General features: G+C 36.8%; 16 protein-coding genes. 4 read left to right on the top strand and 12 right to left on the bottom strand.

What is annotated here, in order from left to right; genetic code table 11:
- Window positions 1–33 precede the first annotated feature (33 nt).
- Genes smpB through ABGX27_07240 form a run of 5 tightly spaced genes read right to left on the bottom strand, consistent with a single transcriptional unit; the run spans window position 34 to window position 3,982 of the window.
- On the bottom strand, window positions 34–498 hold the full coding sequence (smpB, locus tag ABGX27_07260) for an SsrA-binding protein SmpB (protein MEO2069292.1): 465 nt from the start codon (window positions 496–498) through the stop codon (window positions 34–36).
- A complete protein-coding gene (locus tag ABGX27_07255; protein MEO2069291.1) occupies window positions 474–1,490 on the bottom strand; it encodes a S1 RNA-binding domain-containing protein in 1,017 nt (338 codons plus the stop codon). The genes smpB and ABGX27_07255 overlap by 25 nt, the downstream gene beginning before the upstream one ends.
- Window positions 1,441–2,340, bottom strand: a complete 900-nt coding sequence (gene ispH / locus ABGX27_07250) for a 4-hydroxy-3-methylbut-2-enyl diphosphate reductase (protein ID MEO2069290.1) — start codon at window positions 2,338–2,340, stop codon at window positions 1,441–1,443. The genes ABGX27_07255 and ispH overlap by 50 nt, the downstream gene beginning before the upstream one ends.
- Window positions 2,331–2,978: a lysophospholipid acyltransferase family protein gene (locus tag ABGX27_07245; protein ID MEO2069289.1), complete on the bottom strand. Its 648-nt coding sequence runs from the start codon at window positions 2,976–2,978 to the stop codon at window positions 2,331–2,333. The genes ispH and ABGX27_07245 overlap by 10 nt, the downstream gene beginning before the upstream one ends.
- A gap of 29 nt (window positions 2,979–3,007) precedes the next feature.
- The gene (locus ABGX27_07240; GenBank protein MEO2069288.1) at window positions 3,008–3,982 is read right to left on the bottom strand and encodes an outer membrane beta-barrel protein; all 975 of its coding nucleotides are present in this window, start codon (window positions 3,980–3,982) and stop codon (window positions 3,008–3,010) included.
- An 82-nt stretch (window positions 3,983–4,064) separates the two neighbouring features.
- Between ABGX27_07240 and rsmH the strand changes: the two genes are divergently transcribed.
- The gene (gene rsmH / locus ABGX27_07235) at window positions 4,065–4,952 is read left to right on the top strand and encodes a 16S rRNA (cytosine(1402)-N(4))-methyltransferase RsmH (GenBank protein MEO2069287.1); all 888 of its coding nucleotides are present in this window, start codon (window positions 4,065–4,067) and stop codon (window positions 4,950–4,952) included.
- Between the two features lie 5 nt (window positions 4,953–4,957).
- Here the strand turns inward: rsmH and ABGX27_07230 are convergent, their stop codons facing one another.
- From ABGX27_07230 to dapA, 5 genes are all read right to left on the bottom strand, one after another.
- Window positions 4,958–5,674: a hypothetical protein gene (locus tag ABGX27_07230; GenBank protein ID MEO2069286.1), complete on the bottom strand. Its 717-nt coding sequence runs from the start codon at window positions 5,672–5,674 to the stop codon at window positions 4,958–4,960.
- Window positions 5,675–5,894: 220 nt separating this feature from the next.
- Window positions 5,895–6,617: a 1-(5-phosphoribosyl)-5-[(5-phosphoribosylamino)methylideneamino]imidazole-4-carboxamide isomerase gene (hisA, locus tag ABGX27_07225; protein MEO2069285.1), complete on the bottom strand. Its 723-nt coding sequence runs from the start codon at window positions 6,615–6,617 to the stop codon at window positions 5,895–5,897.
- A gap of 37 nt (window positions 6,618–6,654) precedes the next feature.
- A complete protein-coding gene (dapB, locus tag ABGX27_07220; protein MEO2069284.1) occupies window positions 6,655–7,437 on the bottom strand; it encodes a 4-hydroxy-tetrahydrodipicolinate reductase in 783 nt (260 codons plus the stop codon).
- Window positions 7,438–7,440: 3 nt separating this feature from the next.
- Entirely contained in the window at window positions 7,441–8,457 is a 1,017-nt protein-coding gene (locus tag ABGX27_07215; GenBank protein MEO2069283.1) for a protoglobin domain-containing protein, read from the bottom strand.
- Window positions 8,457–9,329, bottom strand: coding sequence for a 4-hydroxy-tetrahydrodipicolinate synthase (gene dapA / locus ABGX27_07210; GenBank protein ID MEO2069282.1), 873 nt, complete (start codon window positions 9,327–9,329; stop codon window positions 8,457–8,459). The genes ABGX27_07215 and dapA overlap by 1 nt, the downstream gene beginning before the upstream one ends.
- A 101-nt stretch (window positions 9,330–9,430) precedes the next feature.
- Here dapA and thrC point away from each other — a divergent pair, with 101 nt between their 5' ends.
- Genes thrC through ABGX27_07195 form a run of 3 tightly spaced genes read left to right on the top strand, consistent with a single transcriptional unit; the run spans window position 9,431 to window position 13,043 of the window.
- Entirely contained in the window at window positions 9,431–10,492 is a 1,062-nt protein-coding gene (thrC, locus tag ABGX27_07205) for a threonine synthase (GenBank protein MEO2069281.1), read from the top strand.
- A gap of 1 nt (window position 10,493) precedes the next feature.
- Window positions 10,494–11,741 carry an ATP phosphoribosyltransferase regulatory subunit gene (gene hisZ / locus ABGX27_07200; GenBank protein MEO2069280.1) on the top strand — a complete coding sequence of 416 codons (1,248 nt, stop codon included), beginning with the start codon at window positions 10,494–10,496 and terminating at the stop codon, window positions 11,739–11,741.
- 12 nt (window positions 11,742–11,753) lie between these two features.
- Window positions 11,754–13,043 carry an adenylosuccinate synthase gene (locus ABGX27_07195; GenBank protein ID MEO2069279.1) on the top strand — a complete coding sequence of 430 codons (1,290 nt, stop codon included), beginning with the start codon at window positions 11,754–11,756 and terminating at the stop codon, window positions 13,041–13,043.
- A gap of 15 nt (window positions 13,044–13,058) precedes the next feature.
- Here the strand turns inward: ABGX27_07195 and ABGX27_07190 are convergent, their stop codons facing one another.
- Complete coding sequence (locus ABGX27_07190) at window positions 13,059–13,970, bottom strand: dihydroorotate dehydrogenase (GenBank protein MEO2069278.1); 912 nt, start codon at window positions 13,968–13,970, stop codon at window positions 13,059–13,061.
- Window positions 13,967–15,250, bottom strand: a complete 1,284-nt coding sequence (locus ABGX27_07185) for a class I SAM-dependent RNA methyltransferase (GenBank protein ID MEO2069277.1) — start codon at window positions 15,248–15,250, stop codon at window positions 13,967–13,969. Before ABGX27_07185 ends, ABGX27_07190 begins: the two co-directional genes overlap by 4 nt.
- Between the last annotated feature and the right edge of the window lie 85 nt (window positions 15,251–15,335).

Raw genomic sequence — 15,335 nt, 5'->3', positions numbered from 1 at the left:
GCTTGACTGGTGAAATAGCAAACGAAAGTTTTTTTAAAATAATTTAAAATACTTCATAGCCTTCTGAGCTTCTCTTTCCATCTCTCTTCTCTTTATTGCTTCTCTTTTATCATACTTCTTCTTACCCCTTGCAAGGGCTATTTCAACTTTGACCTTTCCTCTGTTGTTAAAGTACATTCTAAGAGGAATTATTGTAAGACCCTTTTCTTGAGTTTTTCCTAGAAGTCTTTTTATTTCTGACTTATGAAGTAGAAGTTTTCGAGTTCTTGTAGGTTCGTGGTTAAAAAGGTTTCCATGAGTATAGGGAGCTATATAAGCGTTAAAAAGAAATGCTTCTCCGTTTTCAATTCTAACGAACGCATCTCTCAAATTGGCTTTACCTTCCCTTAAGGACTTAACCTCTGTTCCTTTCAGGGCAATTCCTGCTTCGTATTTTTCAAGTATCTCGTAATCGTAGTATGCCTTTTTATTCTTTATTTCTGGTGTTCTTCCTGCCATTTTAGAATAACTCTCCTTGCCTCCTTATCTATCTTCTCCACAAGAAATTTGTATTTGTGGTGATACTTTAATTTAATCCCTTTTGGAAGAGTTTCTATAGGAACAAAACCTGCTACGTCACCTTCAAGTTCTATGTAGTATCCAGATTTATCCTCCTTAGCAACAACTCCCTCTACCGTGTCTCCTACTCTAAATCTTTCTTCTATATTTTCCCAAGGATCGTTAGTTATCATTTTTATACTTAAAACAAGCCTTTCCTTATCGTACTCAATTTTCTTAATCTTAACTTTTATCCTATCACCTATTTTTGCTACATCAAACGGAGTCTTAAGACCTGACCAAGAAATGTCGCTTTTGTGAACAAGACCATCTACTCCCTCTACATCAACAAATATTCCAAAATCTACTATATTCTTAACAATACCCTCTACAACATCCCCCTCTTTTAGTTTTTTGAGGGTCTGTTTGCGCATCTTCGATCTTCTTTCTTCTAAAAGCTTACGTCTTGAGATAACGATACTTCTTCTCTTCCTATCTATAGATAGAACTTTCGCTTCTATAACTCTATCAAGCCAATCATCTGGTTTTAAAACCGGCATGATATCTACCTGAGACATAGGTAGAAAGACTGTAAGTCCTTCTTCTAAGCGAACCTTATACCCTCCCCTCACTCTCTGTTTTATTCTACCTTTAACAATTCCCTTCTTTTCTATTTCATCTGCTAACCTTTTCCACTCTTTAATGGAACGGGCACAATTTACGGACAAAAGAGCATATCCTTCTTCTGTTTCCGATTCAACAACACAAACATCTATCTGTTCACCAATTTTCGGTTTATAACCAAGTTCCTTTATAGGAACTATCCCTTCTGACTTCCAACCAAAGTCAACAAAAACCTCACTGTTTGTAATTTTAACAACTGTTCCTGTAATTACCTCATTGTCAAGACGTTTGAAGCTCTCTTCCAGAAGTTTTGCAAATTCCCCTTCCACTTATCTCTCCCCCTTTACATAAGTCTTTAATATAATCTATAACCTCTTTTATAACCCACTGGGGTGTTGAAGCCCCTGCAGTAATTCCTACGCTTCTTGCTCCTACAAACCAACTTTTACTTACTTCTTCCTTAGATTCAATATGGTAGCTTCTTTCGTTTACGCTTTTTGAAATTTGATAAAGCTTGGTTGTATTTGAACTGTTCCTCCCTCCAACAATAAGCATTACATCAACAGATTTAGCAAGTTCCCTTGCTTCTTTTTGTCTTACTGAAGTAGCTTTACATATAGTATTGTAAACCTTTAGCTCCTTAACTTTCAAGGATAGAATAGAAATGGCTTCTTTGAAAAAGTTCATATTAAGAGTCGTTTGGCAAACAACTCCAAGTTTAGGAAAGTTTGGCAGTTCCTCAAGTTCCTTAAGAGAACTTACTATCATCGGATTTTTCTTCACATGTCCAGCAATCCCTATTACTTCTGGATGATTTGGATTTCCTAAGATTAGAACGGGATAACCTTCTTTCTCTAGCTTTATTACTTTATCGTGGACGTCTTTAACAAAAGGACAGGTGGTATCAACAACGCTTAGTCCTTTTCTTTTTAAAAAATCCAAAACTTTTGGATCTACGCCATGAGAACGGATTACAACCGTATTACCAGGTTCCAACTTTTCCATATCCTCAATGAATTCCATTCCAAGTCTCTGTAGTCTTTCTATTTCCCGCCTGTTATGTATAAGTTCACCCAAGCAGTAAGTTTTGGCGGTTTTTCCGATAGAATTAACGGCAATGTTTACAGCCCTTTTTACTCCCCAACAAAACCCAGCACTTTTTGCTACCTTTATTTCCACTTCCTTAGCTCCTTTATCTTCTCCATAAGTATATCAGCAGCTTTCTGGTAGTTTTCCTTACTATCTTCTAAATCTATGTAAAAAGGCTTTCCAAAGCTAATACTAACTTTTGGAACACCACTAAATAGTTTTTCCTTACCTATCAGCTTCTCACTTCCTTCTATAAGACAGGGAACAATAGGCACCTTTGCTTTTAAAGCTACCATTCCGGCGCCCCATTTAGGCCTTACAAACTTTCCAGCAGGAGATCTTTGCCCTTCAGGAAAAATACAAACAAGTTCTTCTTTTTCCAAAATCTCCAAAGCAGTTTTCAAAGCTTTTAAGTCTGCTTTCCCCCTCTTTACAGGGAAGGCATTCCCCCAAAGTTTTATTAAACTTCCCAAAACTGGCATATCAAAAAGTTCCGACTTTGCCATGAAAAAGACAGGTCTTTTTTTTACAGCGTAAGCAACAAGGGGAGGGTCCAAATAACTTCTATGATTTGCAACAAGGAGAACTTTCCCATTCTCAGGAATATTTTCTCTTCCAAATACTCTTAACCTACAAATGGTAGCTATTAACCTTCCTACCGTATTAAGCCAAATCCAATAAGCCTTTTTTCTCTTTACCCAAGGATAACTTTTTGTTAAGGACTCCATAAAGTTATTTTAACAAAATAATTTTAAAACTACCTTAAAAGGTAGAGCACCTGAAAAACTACTATGTCGTTAGAAATAGAACCTCCCGAGTGGACAAACTCTACTCTTAGCTTTGTTGTATCAGAAAGCTTATAAGTTGGAGTAACTGTAATGGAGTAAAGATATCCTCCGTCATTGGTAAAGATGTTAGAGCCTCCAAAGTCGTTTTCATATTCAAACCTTAAAGGTAGGGAATATCTTCCTTTCTCAGGAACTACCCAAAAGGCAAAGCCGAAACTATCCTTACTACTTCCGTCAAGCCACTGGTAATCTATATTTAGAGCAAGAGTAACTTTCTCCCAGTAGTTAAAAAGGAAATCATCTGAAGAAGTTGATAAGACAACATCAAAAATGTTTTTGAAAGCTGAATAATCAAAGTAAGAAACAACGTAGTCAATTCCCATTTCTTTTCCAATTACCCCAAAAGAATGGGCGTGGTCATTATCGTTCCCGTTTAACTCCTTCCCTCTTGCGTAAGTTCCGTAGAAAGAAAGGTCATCTTCTACTTGATAGGTAACTCTTACTGCCCTATAAAAGAAAGGTTGAGAACATCCAAGAAAGCTAAAAGATATGTTCGGATTGTAAAAGGTAGCCCCCGTAGTATAACCAACTAACGAACCAAAAGCTCCAACATCTACTTTCAGCTTTTCCAAAGGTTTTAAAGTTAAATATCCCCATACGATACCGAATTTATCTCCAACAGTCGAAATATTTTCTTTATCACTCCAGCCAGAAACCGAAGGTTGAACTATGGAACCCAAACCAACATCAAAAGAAATTTGATCTTCTTTCTTGTAAAGTCTTAAAATGGTGTCTGTGAACTTTATATCGTCTCCTTCCTTATCTTTAAAACCTGAAACAGAAAGAATAAACGAAGTTTTAAGCTTTTCTTCTTCCCCATAAGAACCTAAGGTAGAAGCCAGTAAGATGGAAAGTGTAATAAGAAACCTTACAAGATTTCTCACTGTGCAATCCTCCCAAAAGAAAGAGTCCTTATTAAATTTTAAAATACCTTTAAAATCTATATAAAAGCTTGGAGTAAACAGAATGGAAAAGGAAATATACCACCCGCCGGTTCTTTTAAAGGAATCAATAGAATACTTAAAAGCTAAGGAAGGAGGAATCTTTGTTGATGCTACTTTAGGTGGAGGAGGTCATACAGAAGCAATTTTAAAGGCAAATCCTAAAAACAAGGTTATCGCAATAGATAGAGATGAAGAAGCAATTGAGAGGGCAATGAAAAGACTTGAAAAATACCAAGACAGAATTTCTATCTACCACGCGAACTTTTCCCAAATTGGAGAAGTCCTTGAAGCTGAAGGAATAGAGGAAGTAAATGGAGTCCTTTTTGACCTTGGGGTTTCCCATTTCCACTTAAGAGGGAACAGAGGTTTTACAGTTTGGGAAGAACAACCTCTTGATATGAGAATGGACAAAAGGCAAAAACTTACTGCAAAGGATGTGGTCAATGAACTTTCTGAAAAGGAACTTGCCGATATTATCTTTAGATATGGAGAGGAGAAATTTGCAAGAAAAATCGCTAGGGAAATTGTAAGAAGAAGAAAGAAGAAACCAATTGAAACAACCTTAGAACTTGCAAAAATCGTTGAAGAGGTTATTCCAAAAAAACTTTGGGTAGGTAGAAAGAAACATCCAGCAATTAAAACATTCCAAGCTATAAGGATATACGTAAACAAAGAATTTCAAGAAATAGAAGAAGGAATTCCTGAAGCTGCAAACTATGTTGCCTGTAACGGTAGGATAGCCGTTATAACCTTTCATTCCTTAGAAGATAGGCTTGTAAAAAGCATCTTAAGAAACCTTGAAGGGTTTAGAGTAGTAACAAAGAAACCTGTAGAACCAACGGAAGAAGAAATAAGAGAAAATCCTGCATCAAGAAGTGCAAAATTAAGGGTAGTGGAAAAAAAGTGCTAACTTAACTACTCTAACTCTGCAAGCTTTAAACCATAGACAGTATTGCTATACAGTGATCTTATTAGAAAAACCTTCTTTCCTTTTAATTTATTGCACCTAAGATAAGAACCTACCTTGTCTTTTCCTGTTTTACAAATGACTTTTGCAAAAAAAGATGTAGATAAATACACTTCTTCTTTTTCCCCACATTTTGCGTAAAAACGAGTACCACTCCCTCTGCCACCATGCTTAATTACTAACCCTTGGAATGTACAAGGTTCATAAAAAGCTTCTTTACCGACTGTGTAATATGCTTTTAAGTCTTTAGCATTATAAACAGCTGATAAGAAAAAGGCTACACCTAGGAAGAAAAATATGGGAATCACTAAAAGCATTGCAAGGAATTTTTTGATTTCAAATCCTTTTTTAATATTTTTCCAAACTATATACACCACAAATGCCAAAATTACTACAGATACGTCTATATGTTCTGTCAAACGCCAAAATATTATTTTTTCTTCAAAAGTAGTTGTAAATAATCCAGTAAGCCAATCACCAAGCTTAAAAAGTATTCCTGTTACCAAAAAAACAAAGTACATAAAAATTAGGAAAGAGGTTACAAATCCCACTGAAGCTTTTTTCAGAGGATCATCAGCATTTCCGGAAGCCGTATTACTAGAAGAACTACCTACCCAAAACAAAATGAAAATAGGAACAGAAGATATAACAAAATCTATAATCAATATTAGGATATACATCGAAATACTTTAAAAGCTTATATAAGAGACTTGAAACAATAACTTGGAAAAAGATCAGAAATAAAGCCACTAAAACAAGCTTCGACCTGTTCATTTTACTGTCTTTAATATCATTCCCCGCTTTATTTTTCCTATTTTCCTAATTTTTAAAATTTTTATGAAATCTTTTTAAGTACTAAATACCAAGGTTATCTTACCAAAACAATTAAACTCCTAAATTTTCAAGACATTCCCTTAAAGATATTTTCCCTTCATAAAGAGCCTTACCTACTATTGCTCCAACCACATTCTTAATCCCTGAAAGTTTGATGATATCCTCCAGTTTAGAAACGCCACCAGAGGCTATTACAGGCTTTTTAACGCTTTTTGCAAACTTCTCCACTTCTTCAAAGTTTGGACTTGTTAAAGTTCCATCTCTTGAAATGTCCGTATAAACAAAGCCCCATATATCCATTTCGTCGTACTTTTTAGCAAGCTCAATTGCAGGTATCTTCGTTACTTCAACCCAACCTCTTGCTGTAACCATTCCGCCTTTTGCATCTATTCCAAGAACAATCTTTCCTGGATACTTTTTGACCATTCTTTCAAAAAGTTCTGGTTCTTCTACTGCAACAGTCCCAACAACGACTCTATCGACTCCAATTGAGAAAAGCCTATCCAAAGCTTCAATAGTTCTAACTCCTCCCCCAAACTGAATTGGGACACTAACACTTTTCACTATTTCCTCAACAATTTTTATGTTCTTTGGAATTCCTTCAAAAGCCCCATCAAGATCAACAACGTGAATTCTTCTAGCTCCTTCACTTTTCCACTTTTTGGCAACTTCAACAGGGTTCTCAAAATAGACCTTCTCCTGATCAGCTCTTCCCTGATAGAGCCTTACACATTTTCCGCCTTTTATGTCAACTGCTGGAATGACTTCAAACATATAACCTCCCATTTATTCGCCAAAATAACCTTTTTCATCAAATCCCCAAAACATCAAACATGTTGTAAAGTCCCGGTTCTTTACCTACAACCCACTTTGCAGCGACTATCGCTCCTCTCGCGAAAGTCTCACGACTTGTAGCTCTATGGGTAAGTTCAAGTCTTTCCCCAAGTGTTGCAAAAAATACCGTATGGTCTCCAACAACGTCTCCCATTCTTGCAGCAAAAACTCCAAGTTCATTTTGTTTTCTTTCTCCAACAATCCCTTTTCTACCGTAAACGGCTATCTCATCCAAATCCTTTCCAAGGTTTTCAGCAATTATTTCAGCAAGCCTCATTGCAGTTCCAGAAGGAGCATCCTTTTTGAACCTATGGTGAATTTCAAATATTTCAATATCATACCCTTTGTCTTTTAGGGCTTTCGTAACTTCAGCGACAAGTTTAAAAAGGAGGTTTACCCCAAGACTCATATTAGGAGAGAAAACAATTGGAATAAACTTCGCCACTTCCTCTATCTTCTTCTTTTCCTCTTTTTTAAAACCCGTTGTCCCTATAACAAGAGCAATATTTAAATCTTTTGCTTCTTCTAAAAGGGAAAGAGTTGCAGCAGGAGTAGTAAAGTCAATAATAACATCTGGTTTTTCCGGTATTTCTCTTATGGAAGAATAAAACTTTACACCCTTTACAAAGTCTTTCCCTATAACGTTAGAATCTGGCTTTTCTGTAACTCCAACAAGCTTTAGATCTTTATCTTCTAAAACAAGATTTGCAATTAAGTTTCCCATTCTTCCTTCAGCACCAAGAACAGCTACTTTAACCATAAGTTAACCCCTCTTTTTCTCTTTTTTCAATTCAAACCATTTAACTATTCCAAAAACTATTCCTAGAATGAGTATTAAGGCACCTATTCCCAACTTAAACTCTATAGGTTTTGTGTGTTCGAGTGAGGCAACCAACGCTTCTCTAATGGTAGCAGCAAGAGCAACACTTACAAAAGCACTAACAGCAAGCTCTCCACCAAGCATAAACTTGATTTCACTGTTAAGAAGCTCTAGTACTGTCCACAAGATTAGAAGATCACCAAGAGCAGCAATAAGACCGTGAGCAAGGTTTCCGTGGAATATGTGAGATATATCCATAGCAAACAGACCGATTACAAAGATTGCAAGGAACATAAGCCCCAAAAGAATAGCAATATCCATAAATATTGCGAACTTTTTACTAAAAGAAATAGTAAACCTTTCTAGTTTTGTTGCATTTAGGAGCGTTCTAAGCTCTGAATCTATATAGTAGGAAAACAAAATATCTTCATTTAAAGCTAAAAACTTCCGTAAAGACCTGTTTAAGTCTTCCATCCTTTCAAAAACTTCATCTAGGATAAAGTCTTCTATTATTTCCTTTTCCCCATCGTGATATTTATCAGTTCTTTCTTTACTATTTAGAAATTCCTTAGCTTGCTGAGAGAAAAATCTTGCCACTCTTCTTGTACAAAATCTTCCAACAAAGTTCATAGCAATAATGATGTAGTGAGGAGGTATCGCTTCCTCCACGTGAACTTTAGCTACCCTAAGAAGATAAAGAAGGTACTCAGAATCATAGTTTCCGGAAAAAAGCTTTCTGTACCACTCTTTTATTGTCTGTTTAAGTCTATCTATCTTATCTTTCGGTAAGTACTCTTTTATGTCCTCAAATTTCATCAAGTTATTGTAGAAAGCTTCTGCAAACTCCTCTTCGTAAGGTAAAAGAATCTTTCCCAAAAATTGCATATTCTTTCTATCCTTTTCCCTTATCTCAAAGTAATGGAAAAGCCTTTCCAAGTCCCTATAGTCTGAAATTGCCATCATATAACTCCTAAGTTGGTTAAAACCTCTCTAATTTTAGCTTCCTTCTCTATGGAAGTAGGACACAATGGAAGCCTAAATTCCTTCTCCATTCTTCCCATAAAGTAAAGGGCAGTTTTAACAGGAATTGGGTTTGTGTCTATAAAGAGAACTTTTGAAAGTGGATAAATTTCAAAGTGGAGATCCATTGCTTCTTTTATTTTTCCATCTACGAAGTTTTTGTACATTTTAACCATTTTGCCAGGAACGATGTTAGCAGTAACGGAAATTACACCTTTTGCCCCAACAGAAAGGAGAGGGAAGAATGTTAAGTCATCTCCTGAAAGGACTGTTATTTTTTCTCCACAAAGTCTAACTATCTCGGTTGTTACGTTCATATCGCCTGTTGCTTCTTTTATCGCTACTATGTTTTCTATTTCAGAAAGTCTTGCCACAGTTTCTGGTAGCATGTTAACGCCAGTTCTTCCAGGAACGTTATAAAGAACTATTGGAATGTTTACAGATTCAGCTACCTTTTTAAAGTGTAAGTAGAGTCCTTCCTGGTTAGGTTTGTTATAGTAAGGAGTTATAAGAAGAGCACCATCAGCCCCTATTTTTTCTGCAAACTTTGTAAGTCTTATGGCTTCTTCAGTGGAGTTTGAACCTGTTCCAGCAATAACTTTTACTTTTCCTCTACACTCCTCAACCGTTAAAGCTATTACCTCTTCATGTTCTTCGTAAGAAAGAGTTGCACTCTCACCTGTTGTTCCACAAGGAACAATTCCATCAACTCCATTTTCTATTAGGAAATTTAAATGATCCTTTAAAGCCTTCTCATCAACTTTTCCATTTTTAAAAGGCGTTGGAATGGCAACGTAAATGCCCTCAAACATATTGCCTCCTACTTTTTCTTTGGCGTAAATCTTATCATAAGTAAATAGATTTTAGGTGATAGAATTTCCCCTACATATTCAAAAGTTTTTGGAGGAAACTAATGAAAAAGTGGAGAGGTGTTATAGAAGAGTTTAGAGATTTTTTACCCGTTTCTGAAAAAACACCTGTAATAACACTACTTGAAGGAAATACTCCACTTATTAAAGCGAACAATCTTGCAAATGAGATAAAGCCAGGAATAAAACTTTATCTAAAGTTTGAAGGTCTTAACCCTACCGGTTCTTTTAAAGATAGAGGAATGACTATGGCCGTTTCAAAGGCCGTTGAAGAAGGTGCAAAAGCAGTAATTTGCGCTTCCACCGGAAATACATCCGCTTCTGCCGCAGCGTACGCAGCAAAGGCGGGTCTAAAAGCAGTTGTTTTAATTCCTGAAGGAAAAATAGCACTTGGAAAGCTTTCTCAGGCAGTAATGTATGGAGCAAATGTTGTTCAGATAAAAGGAAACTTTGACGAAGCTCTTGAAATAGTTAGAGAAATTGGAGCTGAATATCCGATTACAATTGTTAACTCCATAAATCCTTACAGACTCCAAGGACAAAAAACTGCTGCGTTTGAAGTTTGCCAGCAACTTGGAAGAGCTCCAGATTACCACTTCATTCCTGTAGGGAATGCTGGAAACATCACAGCTTACTGGATGGGATATAAAGAATATTTTAAAGCCGGTAAAGTTGACTCAAAACCTAAAATGTGTGGTTGGCAGGCTGCTGGAGCTGCACCAATCGTTCTTGGACATCCTGTGAAAAATCCTGAAACCATAGCTACTGCTATTAGAATTGGAAATCCTGCAAGCTGGGAAGGAGCTGTTAACGCTGCTAAAGAATCTGGCGGTTTCATAGATATGGTAACGGATGAAGAAATCTTAGAAGCTTACAGACTTGTGGCAAGAACTGAAGGAATCTTTTGCGAACCTGCATCTGCTGCTTCAATTGCTGGAGTAATAAAGTGTGCAAGAGAGAAAGGAATGTTTGAAAAAGGCGACGTAATAGTTTGCACGCTCACAGGACACGGACTTAAAGATCCAGATACCGCGATGTCCATTGGAGTAGAACCACTTACTTTACCAGCAGACAAGAACGAAATAGTAAAGGCATTGGGACTGTAAGATGGTAAAGACAGAAATACCCAAAGGTTTTAAAACCCTTTTGCAGGATGAAACAAAGGTTAGAGAGGCAATACAAAGAAAAATAGAAAAAGTTGTATCCCTTTGGGGATATAGGGAAATTTCTCCTCCCACTATAGAGTACCTTTCCACCTTTAAGATTGTAGGTGAAGACCTTGAAGAAGTGAGTTTTAAACTTGTAGACAGGTTTACAGGAAAGTTAATGGCTGTTAGACCAGACTTCACTCCTCAAGTTGCAAAAATTGTTGCATCTTCTTTTAAAGATGATGAACCCCCTTTTAGATTTTTTTACAAGGGAAAAATCTTTAGAGACATAGACTCCGATAGAGAACAGTTTCAGTTTGGTATAGAACTTATAGGAGTCCCACACGTTGAAGCCGACGCTGAAATAGTAGCGATCGTTGTAAACGTCTTGGAGAACTTAGGATTAAAGTCTTTTCAGATAGATATAGGAAGCAGTGAATTTATAGAAGGAGTAATTGAAGAACTTGAGATAGATGACAAAGATACCTTCATAAAACTTTTAAGACACAAAGATTTATCGGGAATTGAGATTTTTATTGAAGAAAGAGGAATAGAAAACGACAAAAAGAGAAAAATAGAAGTCCTTTTAGAACTTTACGGCAAGGAAGAGGTCTTAGACGAAGCTTTGAAAATTTTTAAAAATGAAAAATCCCAAAAAGCTGTCCTTTCCTTAAAGGAGATGGTTTCCATTCTCAAGACTTATGGATTTGAGAAAAAGGTAATCTTTGACCTTTCAGAGAAAAGAGGAATGGAATATCATACAGGGGTTACTTTTGAAGTTTTTCATCCTCTTTTTGGCTTCTCTCTTGGTGGTGGAGGAAGATACAACGAACTTTTAGCAAAGTTTGGAAGACCTCTCCCTGCAACGGGAATAGCTTTAAACATAGATGCTATACAAGAACTTTTGGAAAAAAAAGGAGTGTTAAAGGCAAGCCAGAAGCTTGACTTTTACATAGTTGATCTAAAAAAAGAGCTTTTCAAAGCACACAAGATCGCCAAAACCTTGAGAAAGAAAGGATACTCTGTTGCAAGGGACATTGTAGAACGGGATTTAAAAAGCTCTTTGAAAGTAGCCTTCAATAAAGGTTATGAAAAAGTTATTGTCCTAAACGCTGAAGGATTAAAAGAGGATGAGTGTCTACTCTTTGTAAGGGAAAAGCAAGAACCTATTAAAATAACAATTGACGAACTTACCAATAGCTTTTGAGGAGGCGGTTTAATGTCTACACTTGCAATTGTCGGAACCCAATGGGGCGATGAAGGAAAAGGAAAGATAGTTGACATTCTCTCTGAGAAAGTAGATTTCATTGTAAGGTTTCAAGGAGGAAACAACGCTGGTCATACAGTCGTAGTCGACGGTAAGAAATATATCCTCCACCTTCTCCCCTCCGGAATACTTCACGAAGGGAAAAAGTGCGTCCTCGGAAACGGAATGGTAATAGACCTTGAAGGATTACTGAAAGAGGTCGAACTGGTAAGAAACGCAAAAATCTCCGTTGAAGGAAGAATCTTTGTCAGTGAGAGGGCACACATAATATTCCCTTACCATAAAGCTCTTGATGCAGCAGCTGAAAAACTAAAAGGAAACAAGTCAATTGGAACAACTCTAAAAGGAATTGGCCCAGCTTATAGAGACAAGGCTGGAAGGGTCGGAATAAGGATTGCAGACCTTAAAGATGAAGAAACTTTCAAAGAGAAATTGAAATGGAACATAAGGGAAAAAGAGTTAACTTTAAAGCACGTTTACAACTATGAAGTAAACTTTAATTTTGACGAAATATACACAAACACTGTGAAAACTTATGAAAAGCTCCAAGATTTCATCACTGATACAGTTTCCATACTAAATAACGCAATAGATGATGGAGAAAGAGTTCTTTTTGAAGGCGCTCAGGCAACCTTACTTGACATAGATATAGGAACATACCCTTACGTTACATCTTCTAACTCTTCATCTCTTGGAATATCCTCTGGAACAGGAATAAGTCCCAAGAAAATCAAGAAAATATTTGGAATTGCAAAGGCTTACACCACAAGAGTAGGTGGTGGTCCATTCCCAACAGAATTAAAGGACAACGTGGGAGAACTTTTAAGGGCAAGAGGACATGAATACGGTTCTACTACTGGAAGACCAAGAAGATGTGGTTGGTTAGACCTCTTTTCCCTAAAGTTCTCAAAAATGGTAAATGACCTTGACGGTCTGATAATTACAAAACTTGATGTTTTAGATGCTTTTGACGAAATAAAGGTATGTGTTGGATACTCTATAAACGGAAAGAAAATTGACTACTTCCCATCAACAGCAAAAGAACTTAATCAGGTTGAACCGATTTACGAAACTTTACCCGGCTGGAAAACAGAGACAACCCACATTAAAAAGTTTGAGAACTTACCAAAAGAGGCTCAAAACTTTATAAGATTTATCGAAGATTACTTAGAAACCGAAATTCCAATGATTTCAACCGGTCCTCAGAGAGACGAAATAATCATACGTAAAGAATTATGGTAGTTCCCGCAACGGGAACTACTCTTCCTTTAAATCTCCAACAAGATCTTCAATGCTACTATATCCCATTTCCTTTAAATAGTTCTCTAGTCCTTCAACTATCTCCTCTACTGCCTTTGGATTAAAAAAGTTTGCAGTACCAACCTGTACTGCAGAAGCTCCTGCAAGGAAAAACTCAACTGCATCTTCCCAAGTAGAAATACCACCTATACCTATGACTGGTATATTTACAGCCTTTGAAACTTGGTAAACCATTCTAACTGCAACAGGTTTTATTGCAGGACCGGATAAACCTCCAAACTTGTTCTTTAGTTTTGGTTTCCTTTTATAAATGTCTATCGCCATTCCAAGAAGGGTGTTAATAGCTGAAAGAGCATCGGCTCCTGCACTTTCCACAGCTTTGGCAATTTCTACTACATCCGTAACGTTGGGCGAAAGCTTTACTATTACAGGTTTATCAGTGTTTTTCTTCACAGCTTCAGTAAGCCTTGCAGCCTCAACCGGGTCAACTCCAAATGCCAATCCTCCTTTTTTAACATTTGGACAAGAGATGTTAAGTTCTATCGCATCAACTCCATCTATGCCTTTTAACTCTTTAGCAACGGCAACGTACTCTTCAACTGTCGAACCGTAGATGTTTGCAATCACTTTTGTTTTGTACTTCTTAAGTTCCGGAACAATTTTTTCAACAAAGTATTTAACTCCCGGATTTTGAAGTCCTATCGCATTAAGCATTCCACAAGGGGTTTCCCAAATTCTCGGTGGCTCATTTCCTTGCCGTGGGTTTATTGAAAGACCTTTTACACAAACCGCCCCAACTTTGTTTAAGTCAAGATAAGGCGCATACTCAAGACCAAACCCAAACGTTCCAGACGCAGTCCACACAGGATTTTCAAACTCTACTCCAAAAAGTTTTACTCTCAACATCATCTTACCTTCCTTAAAAATGCTATTGTTTCAACATGGTAAGTTTGTGGGAACATATCTATCAGCTTTGCCCTTTCCATGTTTATTCCATACTGGTGGAAAAGGGCTATGTCTCTTGCAAGGGTTGAAGGATTGCAGGAAACGTAAACTATTTTCTTAATCTTCGGAAGATTTGCAATTTCTCTTACAACCTTTTGGCTTAAACCACTTCTTGGAGGATCGACTACAACAAGATCAGGACAGTATTCTTTTACTATATCAAGTCCTTCCTCTGTTTCTCTACAGTAGAAAGTTATGTTCCTAAGTCCGTTTATATCTTTATTGTAGAGAGCATCGCTAATAGCAGAAAAGTTAGCTTCTACCCCAAAAGCTTTATGAACGTATCTGCCAACAGGAATTGTTAACGTTCCAACTCCACAGTAAAGGTCTGCTGCTAAGTTAAACTGATATTCCATTGCCGCCCTAGAAACTCTATCTGTTAAGTTCTCAAGCTGGAAAATGTTTACTTGGAAAAAAGAATCTGCGCTTACTCTAAACTTAAACTTTCCAACCGTTTCATAAGTAAAGTCTCTACCAAAAAACTTGATTCTTTCCGGATAACCTTCTGTCCCTACCTTATAAATACCAAAACCGACAATGTTAAGCTTTAAGATTTCCTTTATTCTTTGCAGAGTAAGATTTATCTTCTTGAACTTTCCTTGATAAACAATCTTTAAAAGAACTTCACCTTTTGAAGAAGAGTAGATATGAAATTCGGAAGGCTCTGTTGGAAGCTCTCTTAAGAGTCTTTTAAGCTTCGGCATTACATCTTGGATATCTTCCTTTAGAAGCAAACATCTATCTATATCAACAATGTTATGACTGTGTTTTGCAAAAAAACCAACCTTACCATCTTTGACCTTTAGTTGTGCTCTATTCCGGTAATTCCAACAAGAAGCAGATGAAATTACTTCATCAATGTTGGGCTTTTTTATCTTCCCTATTTTTTGAAGGTTCTCTTCCAATATATCCCTTTTAAACTTTACCTGGCTCTCGTACTTTATATGCTGCCAATCACACCCACCACACTTTCCAAAGTAAGGACATAAAGGTTTTGTTCTAAACTCCGAGGGTTTTAAGATTTCAACTACCCTAGCTTCACTATATCCACTTTTTCTTACTACTTCTTCAACTAAAACTACATCATTTGGAGCAACAAAAGGAACAAAAACAGCCCTACCGTTAACTCTCCCAAGCCCTTTACCACCGTAAACAAGCTTCTCAATTTTGAGTTTAAACTTCAAAGAGCCTCCTCCTGTTAAAAGTTTGAGAATTATATACAAATAAAGAAGAAGATTTGGTAATATAGTTTAAGTATAGGCTAGGCCA

It is taken from the genome of Desulfurobacteriaceae bacterium, from assembly GCA_039832905.1.
In the GTDB taxonomy this organism is placed as follows: domain Bacteria; phylum Aquificota; class Aquificia; order Desulfurobacteriales; family Desulfurobacteriaceae; genus Desulfurobacterium.
This window is presented reverse-complemented; position numbering and strand designations above follow the sequence as displayed.

Excerpts from the sequence above, each read along its gene's own strand:
- smpB (MEO2069292.1), bottom strand. The coding sequence starts at position 498 with ATGGCAGGAAGAACACCAGAAATAAAGAATAAAAAGGCATACTACGAT.
- ABGX27_07245 (MEO2069289.1), bottom strand. The coding sequence starts at position 2,978 with ATGGAGTCCTTAACAAAAAGTTATCCTTGGGTAAAGAGAAAAAAGGCT.
- rsmH (MEO2069287.1), top strand. The coding sequence starts at position 4,065 with ATGGAAAAGGAAATATACCACCCGCCGGTTCTTTTAAAGGAATCAATA.
- hisA (MEO2069285.1), bottom strand. The coding sequence starts at position 6,617 with ATGTTTGAAGTCATTCCAGCAGTTGACATAAAAGGCGGAAAATGTGTA.
- dapB (MEO2069284.1), bottom strand. The coding sequence starts at position 7,437 with ATGGTTAAAGTAGCTGTTCTTGGTGCTGAAGGAAGAATGGGAAACTTA.
- ABGX27_07215 (MEO2069283.1), bottom strand. The coding sequence starts at position 8,457 with ATGGCAATTTCAGACTATAGGGACTTGGAAAGGCTTTTCCATTACTTT.
- dapA (MEO2069282.1), bottom strand. The coding sequence starts at position 9,329 with ATGTTTGAGGGCATTTACGTTGCCATTCCAACGCCTTTTAAAAATGGA.
- thrC (MEO2069281.1), top strand. The coding sequence starts at position 9,431 with ATGAAAAAGTGGAGAGGTGTTATAGAAGAGTTTAGAGATTTTTTACCC.
- hisZ (MEO2069280.1), top strand. The coding sequence starts at position 10,494 with ATGGTAAAGACAGAAATACCCAAAGGTTTTAAAACCCTTTTGCAGGAT.
- ABGX27_07195 (MEO2069279.1), top strand. The coding sequence starts at position 11,754 with ATGTCTACACTTGCAATTGTCGGAACCCAATGGGGCGATGAAGGAAAA.
- ABGX27_07190 (MEO2069278.1), bottom strand. The coding sequence starts at position 13,970 with ATGATGTTGAGAGTAAAACTTTTTGGAGTAGAGTTTGAAAATCCTGTG.